Annotated in this window: 17 protein-coding genes; 9 read left to right on the top strand and 8 right to left on the bottom strand. The window is 50.5% G+C overall.

Going from position 1 to position 14,763, the window contains the following annotated elements:
• Positions 1 to 48 precede the first annotated feature (48 nt).
• Positions 49 to 1,035, top strand: a complete 987-nt coding sequence (locus tag V0288_RS00230; protein ID WP_332862983.1) for an IS30 family transposase — start codon at positions 49 to 51, stop codon at positions 1,033 to 1,035.
• A 138-nt stretch (positions 1,036 to 1,173) separates the two neighbouring features.
• Here the strand turns inward: V0288_RS00230 and V0288_RS00225 are convergent, their stop codons facing one another.
• The gene (locus tag V0288_RS00225) at positions 1,174 to 1,647 is read right to left on the bottom strand and encodes a hypothetical protein (RefSeq protein ID WP_332862982.1); all 474 of its coding nucleotides are present in this window, start codon (positions 1,645 to 1,647) and stop codon (positions 1,174 to 1,176) included.
• Between the two features lie 146 nt (positions 1,648 to 1,793).
• Positions 1,794 to 3,293 carry an aldehyde dehydrogenase family protein gene (locus V0288_RS00220; protein WP_332862981.1) on the bottom strand — a complete coding sequence of 500 codons (1,500 nt, stop codon included), beginning with the start codon at positions 3,291 to 3,293 and terminating at the stop codon, positions 1,794 to 1,796.
• Between the two features lie 109 nt (positions 3,294 to 3,402).
• Here V0288_RS00220 and V0288_RS00215 point away from each other — a divergent pair, with 109 nt between their 5' ends.
• Positions 3,403 to 4,107, top strand: a complete 705-nt coding sequence (locus tag V0288_RS00215; RefSeq protein ID WP_332862980.1) for an LmeA family phospholipid-binding protein — start codon at positions 3,403 to 3,405, stop codon at positions 4,105 to 4,107.
• 90 nt (positions 4,108 to 4,197) lie between these two features.
• Entirely contained in the window at positions 4,198 to 4,701 is a 504-nt protein-coding gene (locus V0288_RS00210; RefSeq protein WP_332862979.1) for a hypothetical protein, read from the top strand.
• A 3-nt stretch (positions 4,702 to 4,704) separates the two neighbouring features.
• Here the strand turns inward: V0288_RS00210 and V0288_RS00205 are convergent, their stop codons facing one another.
• A complete protein-coding gene (locus tag V0288_RS00205; protein ID WP_332862978.1) occupies positions 4,705 to 5,148 on the bottom strand; it encodes a DUF4278 domain-containing protein in 444 nt (147 codons plus the stop codon).
• A gap of 107 nt (positions 5,149 to 5,255) precedes the next feature.
• On the opposite strand from V0288_RS00205, the gene dusB reads away from it, so the two are divergent.
• The 3 genes from dusB (at position 5,256) to V0288_RS00190 (ending at position 7,850) form a co-directional block, all read left to right on the top strand.
• Positions 5,256 to 6,293 carry a tRNA dihydrouridine synthase DusB gene (dusB, locus tag V0288_RS00200; protein ID WP_332862977.1) on the top strand — a complete coding sequence of 346 codons (1,038 nt, stop codon included), beginning with the start codon at positions 5,256 to 5,258 and terminating at the stop codon, positions 6,291 to 6,293.
• Positions 6,294 to 6,378: 85 nt separating this feature from the next.
• Entirely contained in the window at positions 6,379 to 6,804 is a 426-nt protein-coding gene (locus V0288_RS00195) for a hypothetical protein (RefSeq protein WP_332862976.1), read from the top strand.
• Positions 6,805 to 7,004: 200 nt separating this feature from the next.
• Positions 7,005 to 7,850, top strand: a complete 846-nt coding sequence (locus tag V0288_RS00190; protein WP_332862975.1) for an Rpn family recombination-promoting nuclease/putative transposase — start codon at positions 7,005 to 7,007, stop codon at positions 7,848 to 7,850.
• Between the two features lie 104 nt (positions 7,851 to 7,954).
• Here V0288_RS00190 and V0288_RS00185 read toward each other — a convergent pair whose 3' ends face one another.
• Positions 7,955 to 9,415: a M48 family metallopeptidase gene (locus V0288_RS00185; RefSeq protein WP_332862974.1), complete on the bottom strand. Its 1,461-nt coding sequence runs from the start codon at positions 9,413 to 9,415 to the stop codon at positions 7,955 to 7,957.
• Positions 9,416 to 9,468: 53 nt separating this feature from the next.
• Here V0288_RS00185 and V0288_RS00180 point away from each other — a divergent pair, with 53 nt between their 5' ends.
• Together V0288_RS00180 and typA are read left to right on the top strand one after the other, a co-directional pair.
• Complete coding sequence (locus tag V0288_RS00180; RefSeq protein ID WP_332862973.1) at positions 9,469 to 9,621, top strand: hypothetical protein; 153 nt, start codon at positions 9,469 to 9,471, stop codon at positions 9,619 to 9,621.
• A gap of 116 nt (positions 9,622 to 9,737) precedes the next feature.
• Positions 9,738 to 11,531 (top strand): translational GTPase TypA, encoded by a 1,794-nt coding sequence (gene typA / locus V0288_RS00175; RefSeq protein WP_332862972.1) that lies wholly within the window; start codon positions 9,738 to 9,740, stop codon positions 11,529 to 11,531.
• A gap of 213 nt (positions 11,532 to 11,744) precedes the next feature.
• Here the strand turns inward: typA and V0288_RS00170 are convergent, their stop codons facing one another.
• Positions 11,745 to 11,969, bottom strand: a complete 225-nt coding sequence (locus V0288_RS00170; protein WP_332862971.1) for an antitoxin Xre/MbcA/ParS toxin-binding domain-containing protein — start codon at positions 11,967 to 11,969, stop codon at positions 11,745 to 11,747.
• 153 nt (positions 11,970 to 12,122) lie between these two features.
• Here V0288_RS00170 and V0288_RS00165 point away from each other — a divergent pair, with 153 nt between their 5' ends.
• Positions 12,123 to 12,926 carry a hypothetical protein gene (locus V0288_RS00165; protein WP_332862970.1) on the top strand — a complete coding sequence of 268 codons (804 nt, stop codon included), beginning with the start codon at positions 12,123 to 12,125 and terminating at the stop codon, positions 12,924 to 12,926.
• Positions 12,927 to 13,086: 160 nt separating this feature from the next.
• Here the strand turns inward: V0288_RS00165 and V0288_RS00160 are convergent, their stop codons facing one another.
• The 3 genes from V0288_RS00160 to V0288_RS00150 form a co-directional block, all read right to left on the bottom strand.
• Positions 13,087 to 13,800 (bottom strand): hypothetical protein, encoded by a 714-nt coding sequence (locus tag V0288_RS00160; protein WP_332862969.1) that lies wholly within the window; start codon positions 13,798 to 13,800, stop codon positions 13,087 to 13,089.
• A gap of 88 nt (positions 13,801 to 13,888) precedes the next feature.
• Complete coding sequence (locus V0288_RS00155) at positions 13,889 to 14,362, bottom strand: tRNA (cytidine(34)-2'-O)-methyltransferase (RefSeq protein ID WP_422661851.1); 474 nt, start codon at positions 14,360 to 14,362, stop codon at positions 13,889 to 13,891.
• Positions 14,363 to 14,373: 11 nt separating this feature from the next.
• Positions 14,374 to 14,763 carry a XisI protein gene (locus V0288_RS00150; RefSeq protein ID WP_332862968.1) on the bottom strand — a complete coding sequence of 130 codons (390 nt, stop codon included), beginning with the start codon at positions 14,761 to 14,763 and terminating at the stop codon, positions 14,374 to 14,376.

Here is a 14,763-nt window from a genome sequence, read left to right as displayed (position 1 = left end):
CTCATCAGGTACTGTCTGATCATTAACAACACTAGATCAAATCCGAAAATGAGCCACCAACATCTTACCATAGAGCCAAGAAATCGACTCTACCAATTACATCAAGAGGGAAGTTTATCTCAACGACAGATGGCGATATTGCTCGGATGCAGTCAAAGTACGATCTCTCGAGAACTCCGAAGAAATCAAAGTGAGCTCGGGGTCTATCTACCCGACACGGCACAAGGAAAGAGTGAGGAGCGAAGAAAAAACTCCAAACATCCCTTTGCCAATGTGACCGAGACGGTGATCGACGAGGTGAAAAAAGGGCTGAAAGATTATCATAGTCCCGAACAAATAGCCGGCCGTTTGTCCTGGTCCGGGAAAGAATCCATCTCTCACGAGACGATCTATAAGATGATCTACGAGAACTATCAGGGGTGCGGCCAGTATCGAGAGTATTTACGCCGGGGACGAGGGAAAAGAAAGAGACGAGGGGGGGCGAAAAGCAAGCGGGGAGTGATTCCGGGGCGCGTGGGAATCGAGAACCGACTGGCAATCGCCGACGAGAAAACCGAGATCGGACATTGGGAGAGCGACACGGTAATCGGTGCGAATCATATCGGGGTGTTAGTGACTCATGTAGATAAAGCCTCGAAATTCCTAGTAGCGGGATTAGCCAAAGATAAAACCGCACGGGAAATTAATCGGGTAACGGAAGAACTCTTCCAAGCGATTCCAGGAGAAAAAAGAAAAACCTTCACTTGTGACAACGGAAAAGAGTTTAGCGGTCATCAAGAGTTAAGCCGAAAATTAGACGTTGATATTTATTTCGCCCATCCTTATCACTCTTGGGAGAGAGGATTGAACGAGCATACCAACGGTCTGATTAGACAATTCTTTCCCAAGGGAACGAACTTGAAAATCGTCAAGCCCGAAGAAGTTCAAAGAGTGGTAAACTTAATTAACAATCGTCCTCGAAAATGTCTTGACTATCGAACCCCATTCGAGGTATTCTATGGAGTAGGATCAGACCGTGATGCAATTCAGATTTGAATTGGCGCTTTATAAACAACTCTCCCAATTAGAAACGAAACCCGACACCCCGAGATCGGCATTGATCGACAAGAGCATATAATAAACGCGGGTCGGTTCGAGAAACAGAATCTAATCCGTATCTCGTGAATTTTTCAGTTAGTTTTTAGGTCTCCTATCTACTTTTTCAATTGCGTCTTTAAGAGACTGGATCTGTTGATCAAGTTCTGAAAATATGGGTAGATGACGTTGCTCATTGACCTCTCTAATTCCTTCACCAACTTGGCTACCAAGATTCTCAACGTTCTTTGCCGCTCCCTCAACTACATCACCAACCAAAGGAATGAAAAGCTTTAAACCTTTCCCGGCACCTTGAGCGGCCTGACTCAAGCCTCTGAATACTAGCTCGGTTACTCCTGCCCCGGTTTCAGTATTTCGATGCCATTCCAGATAGCTCGCTTTCTCTTGTTCAAAAGCTTGAATAACAGCCCACGCCTCATCAAAAGTCATATAGATCCCCTTCCAAAAGACATTAGCACTTTCGGGGCTTGGCTGTTGCTCCTTGCGTAGATTTGTAATGACACCTTTTGCGATTGCTATACAATCCATAATCTTTTGTTCCCAACCATACATTATACCAATCTTATCCGTATAACAACCCTATAGAGGCGTTTTTAAGGATTTTTTCCGTATCTCGCCCTCGATCGAGACGATGACGATATATATCCGTAGAACAGGCCCCTAGAAATATTCTACGGATTTCCCGATCGCTCCCCGAACTACTCCCGATTATCGATCTGCGCTCTCTGTAAACGACCGGAAAAATCGACATAAACCGTTTTCCATTCCGAGAACACATCGAGTACCGCACTTCCCGCCTCGCGATGTCCGTTACCGGTTTGTTTCACCCCCCCGAAAGGTAAATGAACCTCCGCGCCGATCGTCGGGCCGTTAATATAAGTGATTCCCGCCTCGATATCGCGTATCGCTTGAAAAGCGCGGTTCACGTCGCGGGTATAAATCGAAGACGATAACCCGTAGGGAGTGTTATTTAGAATCTCGATCGCTTCCTCGAAAGACTTCACCTCGATCGCCGAAACTACCGGCCCGAAAATCTCCTCCCGCGCCACCCGCATCGACGGGGTAACACCATCCAAAATTGTCGGCTGAAAGAAATAACCGTACTCTAGCCCGCTATCCTGGGGAACTTCGCCACCGATCAGCACTTTCGCCCCTTCTCCCCTGGCGATCTCCATGTATTGGCGAACGTTGTCCAATTGCTGGCGATTCACTAACGGGCCGATATCCGTGTTCGGATCGAGTCCCGAGCCGATACACAATTGCCTTGTTTTGTCAAGCAATCTTTCCACGAACTCCGCCTTAATTTTCTCGTGTAACAATAAGCGACTGGTAGCCGTACAGCGTTGCCCGGTGGTTCCGAACGCGCCCCATAACGCCCCCTCTAGCGCGAGGTCGAGATCCGCGTCATCCATGACGATCTGGGCGTTTTTCCCCCCCATTTCCAAACAAACCCGCTTATGGGTGCGACCGCAGATTTCCCCCACCGTCGCGCCCGTCGCCGAGGAACCGGTAAAGGAAACTAGGTTCACCCCCGGACTCTCGCAGAGAGCTTGACCGACACTCTGCCCGGAACCGTGGAGTAAATTGACCACACCGGGCGGAAATCCCGCTTCTTCGAGAATTTCCACCAAAACTGTCGCGCAGGCCGGGGTATCCCGCGCCGGTTTGAGAATGATGGTATTGCCGCAAACGAGCGCCGGGAAAGCTTTCCAGCAGGGAATCGCCACCGGGAAATTCCACGGGGTAATCAACGCGCACACCCCGATCGACTGGCGCACCGTCATGGCAAACTTATTCCGTAGTTCCGATGGGGTCGTCTGTCCGAATAAACGCCGTCCCTCCCCCGCGTAGTAAAAAGCGCAGTCGATGCCCTCCTGCACGTCCCCCCCCGTTTCCGTCAGGGTTTTGCCCATCTCCCGCGTCATCAGCACGGCGAGTTCTTCCTTCCGTTTCGCCATGATCTCGCCGGTTCGGTAGAGATATTCGGCTCGTTCGGGCGCGGGAACCAAACGCCACGCTTTATAAGCCTCCCGCGCCGCCCCGATCGCTCTCTCTACATCGCTCCGATCGGAGAGGGGGAAGGTAGCGACTATCTCCCGATCGTCCGCGGGGTTGCGGCTTTCCGCGACGCGATAACTACTAGAAGCCGTCCAGGTGCCGTTGATGTAGTTGAGGCAGGTGCGCGGGGATACGGTCATAGAAGTCGGGGGGCGAACTTTTTTAGCGATAGGGTAACACATCCCGATCGCCGCCGCGCCCGATCGACGTTACAATCGAACGGAAATGTGTGTGTGTGAGTGAACGATAATGTGGGTCAATACGCAGAGTGATATCATCAGCAAAGTGCTGTCTCCCGCGGTGCGCTTATTTTTGCGATCGAGCGTCGAACAGATCGAGGATCTAGACGTGCAGATTCAGGGACACGATCGCCAGATCCTCCGCGGTTATATTCCCGGTGTACGCTTGGGAGTCGAGAGCGCCATCTATCAGGGGTTACATTTAGGCCGGGTACAACTTCAGGGGGAAAATATCCGCCTCAATATCGGTCAGGTTCTCCGTGGCAAACCCCTCCAGCTTTTGGAACCGATCCGCGTCAGTGGCGAGGTAAAAATCGACGAGACGAAGTTAAACGATTCGATCGGGTCCCCCCTTCTCAAAGGCGCGTTAACCGATTTATTAATCCTCTTTTTACAGGAAAACGGCGTGGCCGACGCGCGCGATCGGGTGAAAAATCAGAAACCCCGGTGGACGAAAGCGACGTTAAACGACGGCTATTTTAGCGTCTCGGGAATTCTCGAAAACGGGAGTTCGATCGCCCTCGCCGCCGATCTACAATTAGAAAATTCGCGAAAGTTGACCGTTATTCCCCGGTATCTCGAAGGTTTACCCGAACGGTCGTCGATCGCTCTGTGTCCCTTCACCCTAGATCTGGGAACGGACGTAGAAATCGAGGATTTCCGGTTAATCGATCGAACCTTTTTCTGTCAGGGTCGCCTATCGATCCGACCCTAATCGCCCGAGGTGTCCGGGCGCGCTTTCGGACACCCCGTTCTCTACCCTACAATCAGTAAGTAAAATCTTTGCCCCTTAGCCTTTCCTGCCATGCCACGCACTCCGAAACAACCCCAAGAACCGGCCGCGGAACAACCCAAAGAACCCAAGAAACCGACCCCCCCGGCCACTCCCCCGCTTCAACCCTTGCAAATTATCAAAAAAGGAACCTCGGCGGTTCCGCCGAAACCGCCGGAAAAACCCCTGGAACAACCCCCGGAAAAACCGCCCGTTTTCGAGGTGGCGAAACCGGTTACCCCCGAGGTGCCCGCGTTCGGGGCCCGTCCCCGGCCCGCCATCCGCAAACCGATCCCGAAAGCGGAAATTCCCGTCATCGAGAAGGCGACCGGCGCGAACGGTGAGGTATTCAATCCGGGCGATCGCGTCGAGATCACCGAACCATTCGGAACCCGCGTGGCCGCGCTGATCGATAGTTTCTACGCGGATAGCAACGGCGAGATCTGGGCGCGGGTGAAACCGGTGGAAGTGAACCCCAACTGTCGCTGGGATCAGGGTTGCCTCCGTTCCGAAGGGCTAATCCGAGTCCCCGAATAACCTCTATTCCGTTTCCCCGTCCCCGGCCACGCTCGCCCCCCGGTATTTTAAGGCCGAGGAACGGATCGGGGCGGCGATCGAGCGAGTGTTGCTAATTTTCACGCTCGCGCCCCGGTATTTTCCCTCTACTTCGATTTCGGGAACTTCTTCCGCGGGGGTCTCCGTGTAGGATACTCCGCGATAGATTTTCTCTCCCGTTGTCTCCTCGACGGGAGACTCGATCGCTCCCTCTCCTTCCTCTCCCGATCGCTTCCAGAGTACGGTAACGATCGCCACGACGGCGATCAGGATCAGTAACTGGATCTCCCACGGGGCGAGGATTAAACTGAACAGAAGACTTCCCACCGCGACGAGAGTGGACAGATAGGCGATCTCGTCACTACTGTTCCGCGCCAGATAAACCATCCCGACGGCGAGACACAGGGGCAGTAAAAATAGATACGGCATGGTCGCGACTCCTTGAAACGCTCTTCAACGAAGGATGGCTATCCCGACACTGTAATACTTTCCTCTCTAGAGTTCCCGAAAACGTTTCTTTCCTTTAACTATTTTCCATGCGATCTCTTCTTCCCCATCTCTCGGACCCGTTAAAAATCGGTTCGATCGCCCTCAAAAGCCGCGTTTTCCAGTCGCCGCTATCGGGGGTCACGGATCTCGTTTTCCGGCGGTTGGTGAGACGTTTCGCGCCCGTGTCGATGATGTACACGGAAATGGTGAGTGCGACCGAGATCCACCATCTCCAGCGCCTGCCGAAACTGATGGAGATCGATCCCGACGAACAGCCGGTGAGTATTCAACTGTTCGATTGTCGTCCCGATTTTATGGCGGAGGCGGCGCGAAAGGCGGTCGGCGAGGGGGCGATGACGATCGACATCAATATGGGCTGTCCGGTCAATAAAATCACCCGCAAAGGCGGCGGTTCCTCCCTCCTCCGACAGCCGGAAGTGGCCGAACAGATCGTCCGCGAGGTGGTCGGCGCGGTGGGGGTTCCCGTGACGGTGAAAACGCGGCTGGGATGGAGTGACGCGGAGATCACGATTCTCGATTTCGCGCGACGGATGGAGGACGCGGGGGCGACCATGATCACGGTTCACGGGCGGACGCGGGCGCAGGGATACACCGGCCCCGCTCGTTGGGACTGGATTCGCCGGGTGAAACAGACGGTCTCGATCCCGGTGATCGCGAACGGGGATATTTTCGATCTCGAATCGGCGATCCGCTGTCTGGAAGCGACCGGGGCGGACGGGGTGATGTGTTCGCGGGGAACCCTCGGTTATCCCGTTCTCGTGGGCGAGATCGATCATTACCTCAAAACAGGCGAAAAGTTAGCCGCGCCGACCTCTATGGAGCTTTTAAGCCTGGCTAAAGAGCATTTACAGGGGCTATGGGAGTACAAGGGACAACGGGGGATTTTCCAGGCGCGCAAACATCTGTCCTGGTACTGTAAGGGATTCGCCGGGGCGGCCGGATTGCGGGATCGTTTCTCGCGGATCGAGTCGGTGGGGGAGGGGTGCGATGTCATCGATCGCGCGATCGAGGCGATCGGTTCCGAATCCGTCCCGTCCGCTTTTGAGCGGGAAATCCGAATTTAATCCGAAATTCTACGGAGGGATGTCGATCGGGCGCGTTAGGATGGACGGTACAGGCGATCGAGGCGAGAGGTAGCGTCTATTATTTATGGCAGATCCGACACACGTTAAACAATATCTCGCCCATTGGTTTCAACTGGGCAAGAGGGTGATCGTCGATAACGGACGGAAAGCCCTGCTCCCGTCGCCGATCTTTTCCGGCGATCGTTATTCGATCGAGTTTGAAGACTGTTGGCGCGAGGTTCTCGATCCCGCGAACGGCGATTGCTATCTAGAAGGAACCGAACAAACGATTCAAGATCTTCTCTCTCCCTCCTGGGATGTCCATCCCTGCGCGCGGTGCGAGTTACCCGTCCCGATGAAAGTCGCGGGATATCTAGCGATGGTCTGTCCCTGTCACGATCTGGAAAACTGGCCGAACTTGGATTTACCCTGTCCCCAATTACCCGCGAATAATCGGCAACATCTCGATCGCATCCGTCAGCGTCTTCAAGAGCGCGTCGGGGACGGCTAACCGAAGACCGCGGGGTTAGGTTAGCACCGCGAAACCCGCCGGAAATCGTCGATTCTGAAATTTCCATCTACCCCGAAAGAGTTGGGAACGATTCGGGAAGGATTGACTCGATTGTAACGGGGAGGAGGAGCTTATCGCTCGTTTATCTAGAAAGCGAGCGATTTCACCGCTAACCTCGCCCATCGCGCCGTCATTCGAGAATGTACGATAATATCTGCAAATTTCTCGCCGAAACCTACAGCCGGGATTTCGCCTCTTGGCTACTCGGAGAATCGATCGAGTTAACCGCCCTCAGCCCCTCGGAACTCTCCCTCGAACCCATCCGCGCCGATGCCTTAATACTTCTGGAGTCCGACGAGGTGGTACTACATCTCGAATTCCAGACGGAACCCGACGAGACCATGCCCTTCCGTATGCTCGATTACCGAACCAGGGTCTACCGTCGTTTCCCGAATAAAATCATGCGACAGGTGGTGATCTATCTCCGGGAAACCGGTTCCGAACTCGTCTATCAAACCTCTTTTCACCTTCCGAACACCCGTCACGAATTCGAGGTCGTCCGTCTCTGGGAGATCCCTTCCGAAGAATTGCTCGAATTCCCCGGATTACTCCCGCTCGCGCCTCTCGGAAAAACGGGAAATCGAGCGGAAATCCTGCGGTACGTGGCGGAACGAGTGGAGGGGATACAGAGACGGCGGGAGAAAAGCAACGCGGCCGCCGCCGCGAGTATTCTCGCCGGTTTAGTATTGAGGAAAGATCTGATCCGACATCTATTTCGGGAGGAAATCGTGAAAGAATCCGTGATCTATCAAGATATTCTCGCGCGAGGCGAAGCCAGAGGCGAGGCCAGAGGAAAAGCGGCCGGAAAGCAAGAAGGAGAAACTATCTTGATTCTACGCCAGCTTACCCGTCGTTTCGGGGAAATATCGCCCGATGTGGCCGAGCGGATTCGGGGTCTACCGGTAGAGAGTTTGGAACAACTCGGGGAGGATTTACTCGATTTTAGCGGGGAGGAAGATCTGGTCGCCTGGTTATCGAGAAATTGAGGGCGAGGAATGTATGACAATATCCGTGAATTTTCCGACAAAATCTTTCGGAATTCTCGACGGGGGTGGTGGGTTAGTACGGTGTAACCCACCCGACGGGAGATTTATTCGGTATCTGTTTGGAGTTTTTGCTGGATTTTTTGGTGTTTTTTCACTCCTTCGTAGGCGTAGCGATCGAACCGATTATCCCGGATTATTTTCTCTAAATACTGGAGTCTTTCCACGGGCGCGGGATGGGTGGATAGGTAATTCGTGGGAGCGTCACCGTAGATTTTTTTGAACGTGACCATAACATTTAATAGTCCGTCGGCCGCGTAATTAGAGAGGGGAAGAACTCTTGTCCCTAGAATATCCGCCTGTCGCTCGTTTTCCTGACTATATTGCGCGGTGATCAGGGGAGAGACATAATTGAGGAAAGGAACGACTAAACTTAAGTTATTCAGTAAACTAGATTCCGCGATCCGCAAAAATCCGTGGGAGAGAACCGCGTGAGAAATTTCGTGACCTAATAAACCGGCTAATTCCGCTTCCGAGTTGGTTTGTAAAATCGCTCCCGTGTTGATAAATACTTTTCCTCCCGGTAAAGCGAAGGCATTCAATTTATCATCTTTCACCACGTAATACTCGTATTCTAGATCTTTTCTACCCATGAACCGGGTGATTTTATCGCCGATTCCGCGAATATAGTCGAGAACTTCCCCGTCCTGGATTAACTCTCCCCGCGCGATGTAATTATTCGCTAAAGCCGTTGCCGCTTCCCGTCCGAAATTCGCTTCTCCCTGTAACATCAAGACGACCATTTGTAGCCCGGACAATCCTTGATAAACATTGCCGTTCAGGAAACCCGCGCCAGCACCGATAATCACCCCGGCTACGGTCTGTCCTACCAATCGATCGTTGATTTTAGCTTTAAATTTCCCGAGGTATTTATCGGCGATTTCTACGAACTCCGCCGCTTCGGGTCGATCGCTATAGACGATCGAGAACTGCCGGGCATCGATCGCCGCCTCTAAATACTTCTCTTCTAGCGCGAGTAATTCGATTTTTTTCTTGACCAAATCGGCGTTATCGGGATATAATTCGGTCACTCTCTCTAGCACTTCGCTCGCCGTTTTCGGCTGTCCCTCCCGCGCCGATCGCTCGCAGAATTCCGAGTCGTTCACACAGAAATCCGCCAGTTTTAAAGAAGCGGGAATAAATTGCGGGTATCGTTGGGTTAACGGTACGAGGTTGAAAAAGATTTTGCTATCGAGATTCGATTCGATGCCGTCGAGCGCGTTCGTCCAAAGTTTATGACCTCCCTCTAATTGTTGGATATCGTAAACGGGAGGGGGAACCTCGGTTCCATTATCCGAACTCTCGGGAAAATCGGGTTTACATTGACGGTAAAGCGTTCGCGCTTCCGACTTTTCCCCCGCGAGAAATAGTTCGTCCGCGCTCGCGATCGTCTCGAAACAGGGATTATTTTCCGTATCTTGGGCGATCGATCGTTCCAGAAAAAAACCGAGGCTGACGAACAAAAATAAACCCACGGCTAACCATTGCAGATATCGGAGGATTTTCATAGATCGACAAATTCTCAAAGCTATCTCATGGGTAATTATGGCACGGTCTCCCGATGACCGAGCGCTTCAGCCCCGAGTTCGGTAACAAAACTTATCGAGAAAAACGCGAAAAAGCCGGTAGTTCCCGATCGGGGATTCTAGCCGGGAAACCCGATCGAACCGCGAAAACCCTTCCCGAACCCCGATATAAAGTGGAGTTCGTTTAAACGAGTCCATCCTAAATAAAAAATAAACTTCCCTCGCGCCGGGCAACGATGCGCTAGAATTATTACAAAATCGTTACTTGCTAGAAATAAACGTTAGACTCTTAAATCCCTATTGTATGTCACTGCCCATTCGTAACGTCGCTATCATCGCTCACGTTGACCACGGGAAAACCACCCTAGTCGATGCACTCCTCAAACAGTCGGGAATCTTTCGCGAGGGGGAAGACGTTCCCACCTGCGTCATGGACTCCAACGACCTCGAACGGGAACGAGGAATCACTATCCTCGCCAAAAATACCGCCGTTCGTTACAAAGATACGTTAATTAATATTGTCGATACTCCCGGTCACGCGGACTTTGGTGGCGAAGTGGAACGGGTACTAGGCATGGTAGACGGTTGTATCCTGATCGTCGATGCCAACGAGGGGCCGATGCCGCAGACGCGCTTCGTTCTCAAAAAAGCCCTAGAAAAAGGTTTACGGCCCATTGTAGTCGTCAACAAGATCGATCGCCCCAACGTCGATCCCCATCTCGCGGTCGATAAAGTGTTCGATCTCTTCGTCGAACTCGGCGCGGATGACGATCAATGCGATTTCACCACCCTCTACGCGTCGGGAATGCAAGGATTCGCCAAAGCCGAACTAGAAGACACCGGAAGCGATATGCAACCGCTGTTCGAGGCGATCCTGCATCACGTTCCGCCACCGGCCGGGGATGTAACTCGACCCCTACAATTACAAGTCACCACCCTCGATTATTCCGAATATCTGGGACGGATCGTGATCGGTCGCATCCATAACGGGGTGATCAAAGCCGGACAACAGGCCGCGCTGGTGAAAGATAACGGATCGATCGTCAAAGGAAAAGTCACCAAACTGCTCGGTTTTGAAGGATTAAAACGGGTAGAACTCCCCGAGGCCAGCGCGGGTTATATCGTCGCGGTCGCCGGGTTCGCGGACGCGAACATCGGGGAAACGCTAACCTCTCCCGAAGATCCCCAGGCTTTACCGTTGATCAAGGTCGATGAACCCACGTTACAGATGACCTTCTCGGTGAACGATTCCCCCTTCGCGGGAACCGAGGGAACCTTCGTCACCTCCCGTCAGATTCGCGATCGTCTCCTGCGCGAGTTAGAAACGAACGTGGCTTTACGGGTAGAAGAAAGCGATTCCGCGGAGAAATTCCTAGTTTCCGGTCGTGGGGAATTGCATCTCGGCATTCTCATCGAAACCATGCGTCGGGAAGGCTACGAGTTCCAAGTTTCCCAGCCGCAGGTAATTTATCGCGAGATCAACGGTCAACCCTGCGAACCGTTTGAATATCTGGTGTTGGATGTTCCCGAAACGGCCGTCGGCGCCTGTATCGAACGTCTCGGCCAACGGAAAGGGGAAATGCAGGATATGCAGACCGGGACGAACGGACGAACTCAACTAGAATTCGTCATTCCCGCGCGGGGTTTGATCGGTTTCCGGGGTGAGTTTATCCGTCTGACTCGCGGTGAGGGGATTATGAACCATAGTTTCCTAGAGTACCGCGCTTTCTCCGGCGAGTTGGAAACCCGTTATAACGGGGTGATGACCGCGTTCGAGGAAGGGGTGGCGACTTTCTACGCGCTGAAAAACGCGGAAGATCGCGGCGTTTTCTTCATCACTCCGGGGACGAAGGTTTATAAGGGAATGATCGTCGGGGAAAGCAATCGACCCCAAGATGTCGATCTGAACGTGTGTAAAACGAAGCAGTTAACGAACCATCGTTCCGCGACCGGCGACGAGTTGGTACAGTTACAAACCCCGGTAGATATGAGTCTAGAACGCGCCCTAGAATATATCGGCCCGGATGAGTTGGTGGAGATCACCCCGAAATCGATCCGTCTGCGTAAATTGCCGGTTAAAAAGTTAGCGAAACGCTAGATAGAACTCGATAGATAATAATGGGGTTCGGATTTTTCCGAATCCTTTTTTTTCGGTTTTAGATTGGCGTAACGTGTTTCGATCGACAATTGGTGATTATTTTTGTCTGAAGTTTTCGATCGAGTACAATCTGGGTGATTAGGATTGATGAGATAATTGAATTCGATCGGGCGGTTTCTTGATGTTTTCGGTTACAGAGTCGCCAGACGTACATTAGCCAAATATCCCGTATTCGGCACGATAAAGCAATTCTTCGACCTGTTTTTCCCCCCGATCGATCGCCATAGCCTCTAGGGGAGTTTTTCCCTCTAAAGCTTCCTTCGGAGTGGATAACCAGCGTCGGGTTTCTCCCTCGTCCTCGAATAGATCTAGTGCTTGTCGGGTGATACGTTGGACTCGTTCCCATCGATCGGGTAGGATAGTAGTCATCGTGGTCATTTAACTTTCCCTTTCTTCTATTTTACGGTCACTCGATCGGAACACGCCAGAAGAAGATCCTAGCGAGTTGCCTTGTCGAGACATTGCCATCACCCGATCCAAATTTAACCTGACTCGCGAGATCTTATACTGTTTAAATTGAAGTAACTATCTATGAGCGCACCCCATCGCAAAGAATTGATTGAAGTCGGATATTTCTTATCCCGTCTCGGAATCCAAGAGCCGCCACCTCAGTTAAACGCGAGAACATGGAAAGAAGCTTATTCTAAATTTTACGGAACTTTTGGTTCTTCAACAACAGTAGATGAGTTTTACAATATTCTCAAAAACTTAAGAGATCATTTCGATGGATACTTGGACAATACTCGTACTGGATGGATGGAGAATGGAAGCCCTCAACAATTATCTCCGTTGAATCAAGAAGTATTTGACGAGCTACAGAAGTTATCGGACGCTGAATTGTGGGAAAGACTTAGGTTCTATTCCATAAATTCATACGATGAAAAATTGGCTAAAGAAAAAAACGAGCGAGTCAAGGTATCGCAAGCTAATTTTTTTTCGTCCGAATTTAGCGGAGAAAAATTATTGTCAAAGCGTGGCTCTGTCGTGATCGACGTAAAACATGGTTTTGTCGTTGATGCCCTTAAAAATTTTCTTGAAAAGGCCAATCCATCGGCTTTTTTATACAATACTCAAAAAATAGATCTAGCTTACGAAGAGAACGGAATACTTCAACGGATCTACGAAGTTAAAACCTCGTTAGATACAACCTCGATTTATACAGCAGTCGGACAGCTTTTCATGCACACGGCTGGTGCGAATCAAGTAAGTAAGTTTATTGTATTACCCGGTCCCGTAGAAAGCAAGGAACTTATCGATTGTTTAACAATGCTGAATATCGAAATACTTTGGTTTACCGTACAAGATAATTCATGCAAGTTTCAACCACATTCATGATGCCAAATTAGAAGAGTATTTAAATCAATAATCGATCGAGGTAATAAAGCCAGAATAGCCGATTGATAATTCCAAAATTCTCTAGATTATCTCTAGAATCGGTAGGTTGAGTTGAGGCGACGAAACCCGATACGACCCCCCTCCGATCAATTTTTTTATTCTAGGTGGTTTGGTTTTCCTCGATCGATCTCCGAATCTCGTTTAAATACTCTCCCGCGTCGTCGGTATTTGTTGTCTCGGAAGGGAGATCGATCGAATCTTTAATCTCGACACCGTTCGCTAATTTTAAAATCGGGACTTGTTTAGCATCGATAAATTTAGGAATCGGTAATTCGATCGGAATAACTTGATGATGGTAAAAATAGGTAATAAAATCAAAATAACCCGTTTTAGAGTCAACGACAATCCATTCATCATCAATTAATTGCAGGTAGGGATCTTTAACATCGAACGCGTAAAGAAAAGCGGCGGCGTATAATCCCACATTGTATACAAACCGATCTGCATTATTTGGAAAAGAGGAAAAAGCCCCCGATGTTGTTGTTGGATGCGCTGTGGATATGTGCGGAGTAAAAGCTTCTCTAGGATGATATTTTTTTAGTTTTTCTAAGGGATAATTTTCGTGTCCATCACAATTTAGAAATGCTTCATGTCCATAAACGCAAGTTAGACCAAAGCTGTGTTGTTTTGTTGAAACTCCAAAGCGGCATTCATCGTGATTTAATTGCACTCCATCACCGTTCTCTAAATAGCCTCTAAAATTAGAAGCTTTGGAATAGCTGAAATGATAAGAAATCTCTCCATCTTGGCCGCTGTACTCTTTTTTGCGGAGGCGGATGGCGTTGATTAGTTTAATCCATTCGTTTTTCGTCATAGTCGGATCGGGTTGTCGGTTTGGCGGCTATCTCTAGCTTACCTCGATCGCCCGACCGAAACAGCGGATTATAGCCAAATTTTAGGATTCACGCGATAAATCCTAACTGTCGTCGCGCCTCGAACAGACCGATCGAAACACTCACCGACAGATTTAAACTTCTCACTTCCGGTCGCGACATGGGAATATAAACCGTCGCGTCACAGGTATCGAGTAACGGCGCGGGAATCCCATCGGTTTCACTGCCGAAAAGTAACCAATCGCAACTTTGATAGGAATATTGCACGTAACTACAATTCCCTCGCACGCTAAAACCGATCGAGCGTCCGCCGATTTTTTCCCGGTATTTACAGAAATCCTCGATCGATAGATGATAGTGCAATTTCACGTAGGGCCAGTAATCCAACCCCGCGCGCTTGAGATAGCGATCGCTAATCTCGAATCCCAACGGCCCGACTAAATGTAATTCCGTTCCCGTCGCGGCGCAGGTTCGCGCGATATTTCCCGTATTCGGCGGGATCTGGGGATGGACTAAAACCACGCGTAAAATCGTCTCTTCCATAATCGATCCTTTCAAGCGGTCGCGAATTCGGTTAAAAATCTTTTACTCGGATGGTGAAATCCTAAAACGATTTCTTCGGGAGAGATTCCCGCTTCTAACCAATCGGTAGCGATCCCGCGTTCCGTCCAATCTTCCTCGATCCAGATCTTGCCATTTTTCAGGCGGATATACACCGAGATCTGGCTCACTCTACGCTTTCCCTCCCATCCTACCCGAAACCAAAAATAATGATCTCGTACTGCGTCAAAGGATAAACAATTTTCCACTTCTTCTACCGTTGCCGAAGATAAACGATCTCGATATTCCGTTAATATTTTTTCGATCGCGCCGCGATAAAAAGTTAATTTTTCCATGATTAAAGCCGTTTTTACCGCTTCGTGATAGAGATCTCCGCTAGGCAT

It is taken from the genome of Pannus brasiliensis CCIBt3594 (assembly GCF_036688125.1).
In the GTDB taxonomy this organism is placed as follows: domain Bacteria; phylum Cyanobacteriota; class Cyanobacteriia; order Cyanobacteriales; family Microcystaceae; genus Pannus; species Pannus brasiliensis.
The sequence above is the reverse complement of the archived record's forward strand: the minus strand, read 5'-3'. Positions and strand labels throughout refer to the sequence as shown.

Excerpts from the sequence above, each read along its gene's own strand:
- V0288_RS00230 (WP_332862983.1), top strand. The coding sequence starts at position 49 with ATGAGCCACCAACATCTTACCATAGAGCCAAGAAATCGACTCTACCAA.
- V0288_RS00225 (WP_332862982.1), bottom strand. The coding sequence starts at position 1,647 with ATGTATGGTTGGGAACAAAAGATTATGGATTGTATAGCAATCGCAAAA.
- V0288_RS00220 (WP_332862981.1), bottom strand. The coding sequence starts at position 3,293 with ATGACCGTATCCCCGCGCACCTGCCTCAACTACATCAACGGCACCTGG.
- V0288_RS00215 (WP_332862980.1), top strand. The coding sequence starts at position 3,403 with ATGTGGGTCAATACGCAGAGTGATATCATCAGCAAAGTGCTGTCTCCC.
- V0288_RS00210 (WP_332862979.1), top strand. The coding sequence starts at position 4,198 with ATGCCACGCACTCCGAAACAACCCCAAGAACCGGCCGCGGAACAACCC.
- V0288_RS00205 (WP_332862978.1), bottom strand. The coding sequence starts at position 5,148 with ATGCCGTATCTATTTTTACTGCCCCTGTGTCTCGCCGTCGGGATGGTT.
- dusB (WP_332862977.1), top strand. The coding sequence starts at position 5,256 with ATGCGATCTCTTCTTCCCCATCTCTCGGACCCGTTAAAAATCGGTTCG.
- V0288_RS00195 (WP_332862976.1), top strand. The coding sequence starts at position 6,379 with ATGGCAGATCCGACACACGTTAAACAATATCTCGCCCATTGGTTTCAA.
- V0288_RS00190 (WP_332862975.1), top strand. The coding sequence starts at position 7,005 with ATGTACGATAATATCTGCAAATTTCTCGCCGAAACCTACAGCCGGGAT.
- V0288_RS00185 (WP_332862974.1), bottom strand. The coding sequence starts at position 9,415 with ATGAAAATCCTCCGATATCTGCAATGGTTAGCCGTGGGTTTATTTTTG.
- V0288_RS00180 (WP_332862973.1), top strand. The coding sequence starts at position 9,469 with ATGACCGAGCGCTTCAGCCCCGAGTTCGGTAACAAAACTTATCGAGAA.
- typA (WP_332862972.1), top strand. The coding sequence starts at position 9,738 with ATGTCACTGCCCATTCGTAACGTCGCTATCATCGCTCACGTTGACCAC.
- V0288_RS00170 (WP_332862971.1), bottom strand. The coding sequence starts at position 11,969 with ATGACCACGATGACTACTATCCTACCCGATCGATGGGAACGAGTCCAA.
- V0288_RS00165 (WP_332862970.1), top strand. The coding sequence starts at position 12,123 with ATGAGCGCACCCCATCGCAAAGAATTGATTGAAGTCGGATATTTCTTA.
- V0288_RS00160 (WP_332862969.1), bottom strand. The coding sequence starts at position 13,800 with ATGACGAAAAACGAATGGATTAAACTAATCAACGCCATCCGCCTCCGC.
- V0288_RS00155 (WP_422661851.1), bottom strand. The coding sequence starts at position 14,362 with ATGGAAGAGACGATTTTACGCGTGGTTTTAGTCCATCCCCAGATCCCG.
- V0288_RS00150 (WP_332862968.1), bottom strand. The coding sequence starts at position 14,763 with ATGCCTAGCGGAGATCTCTATCACGAAGCGGTAAAAACGGCTTTAATC.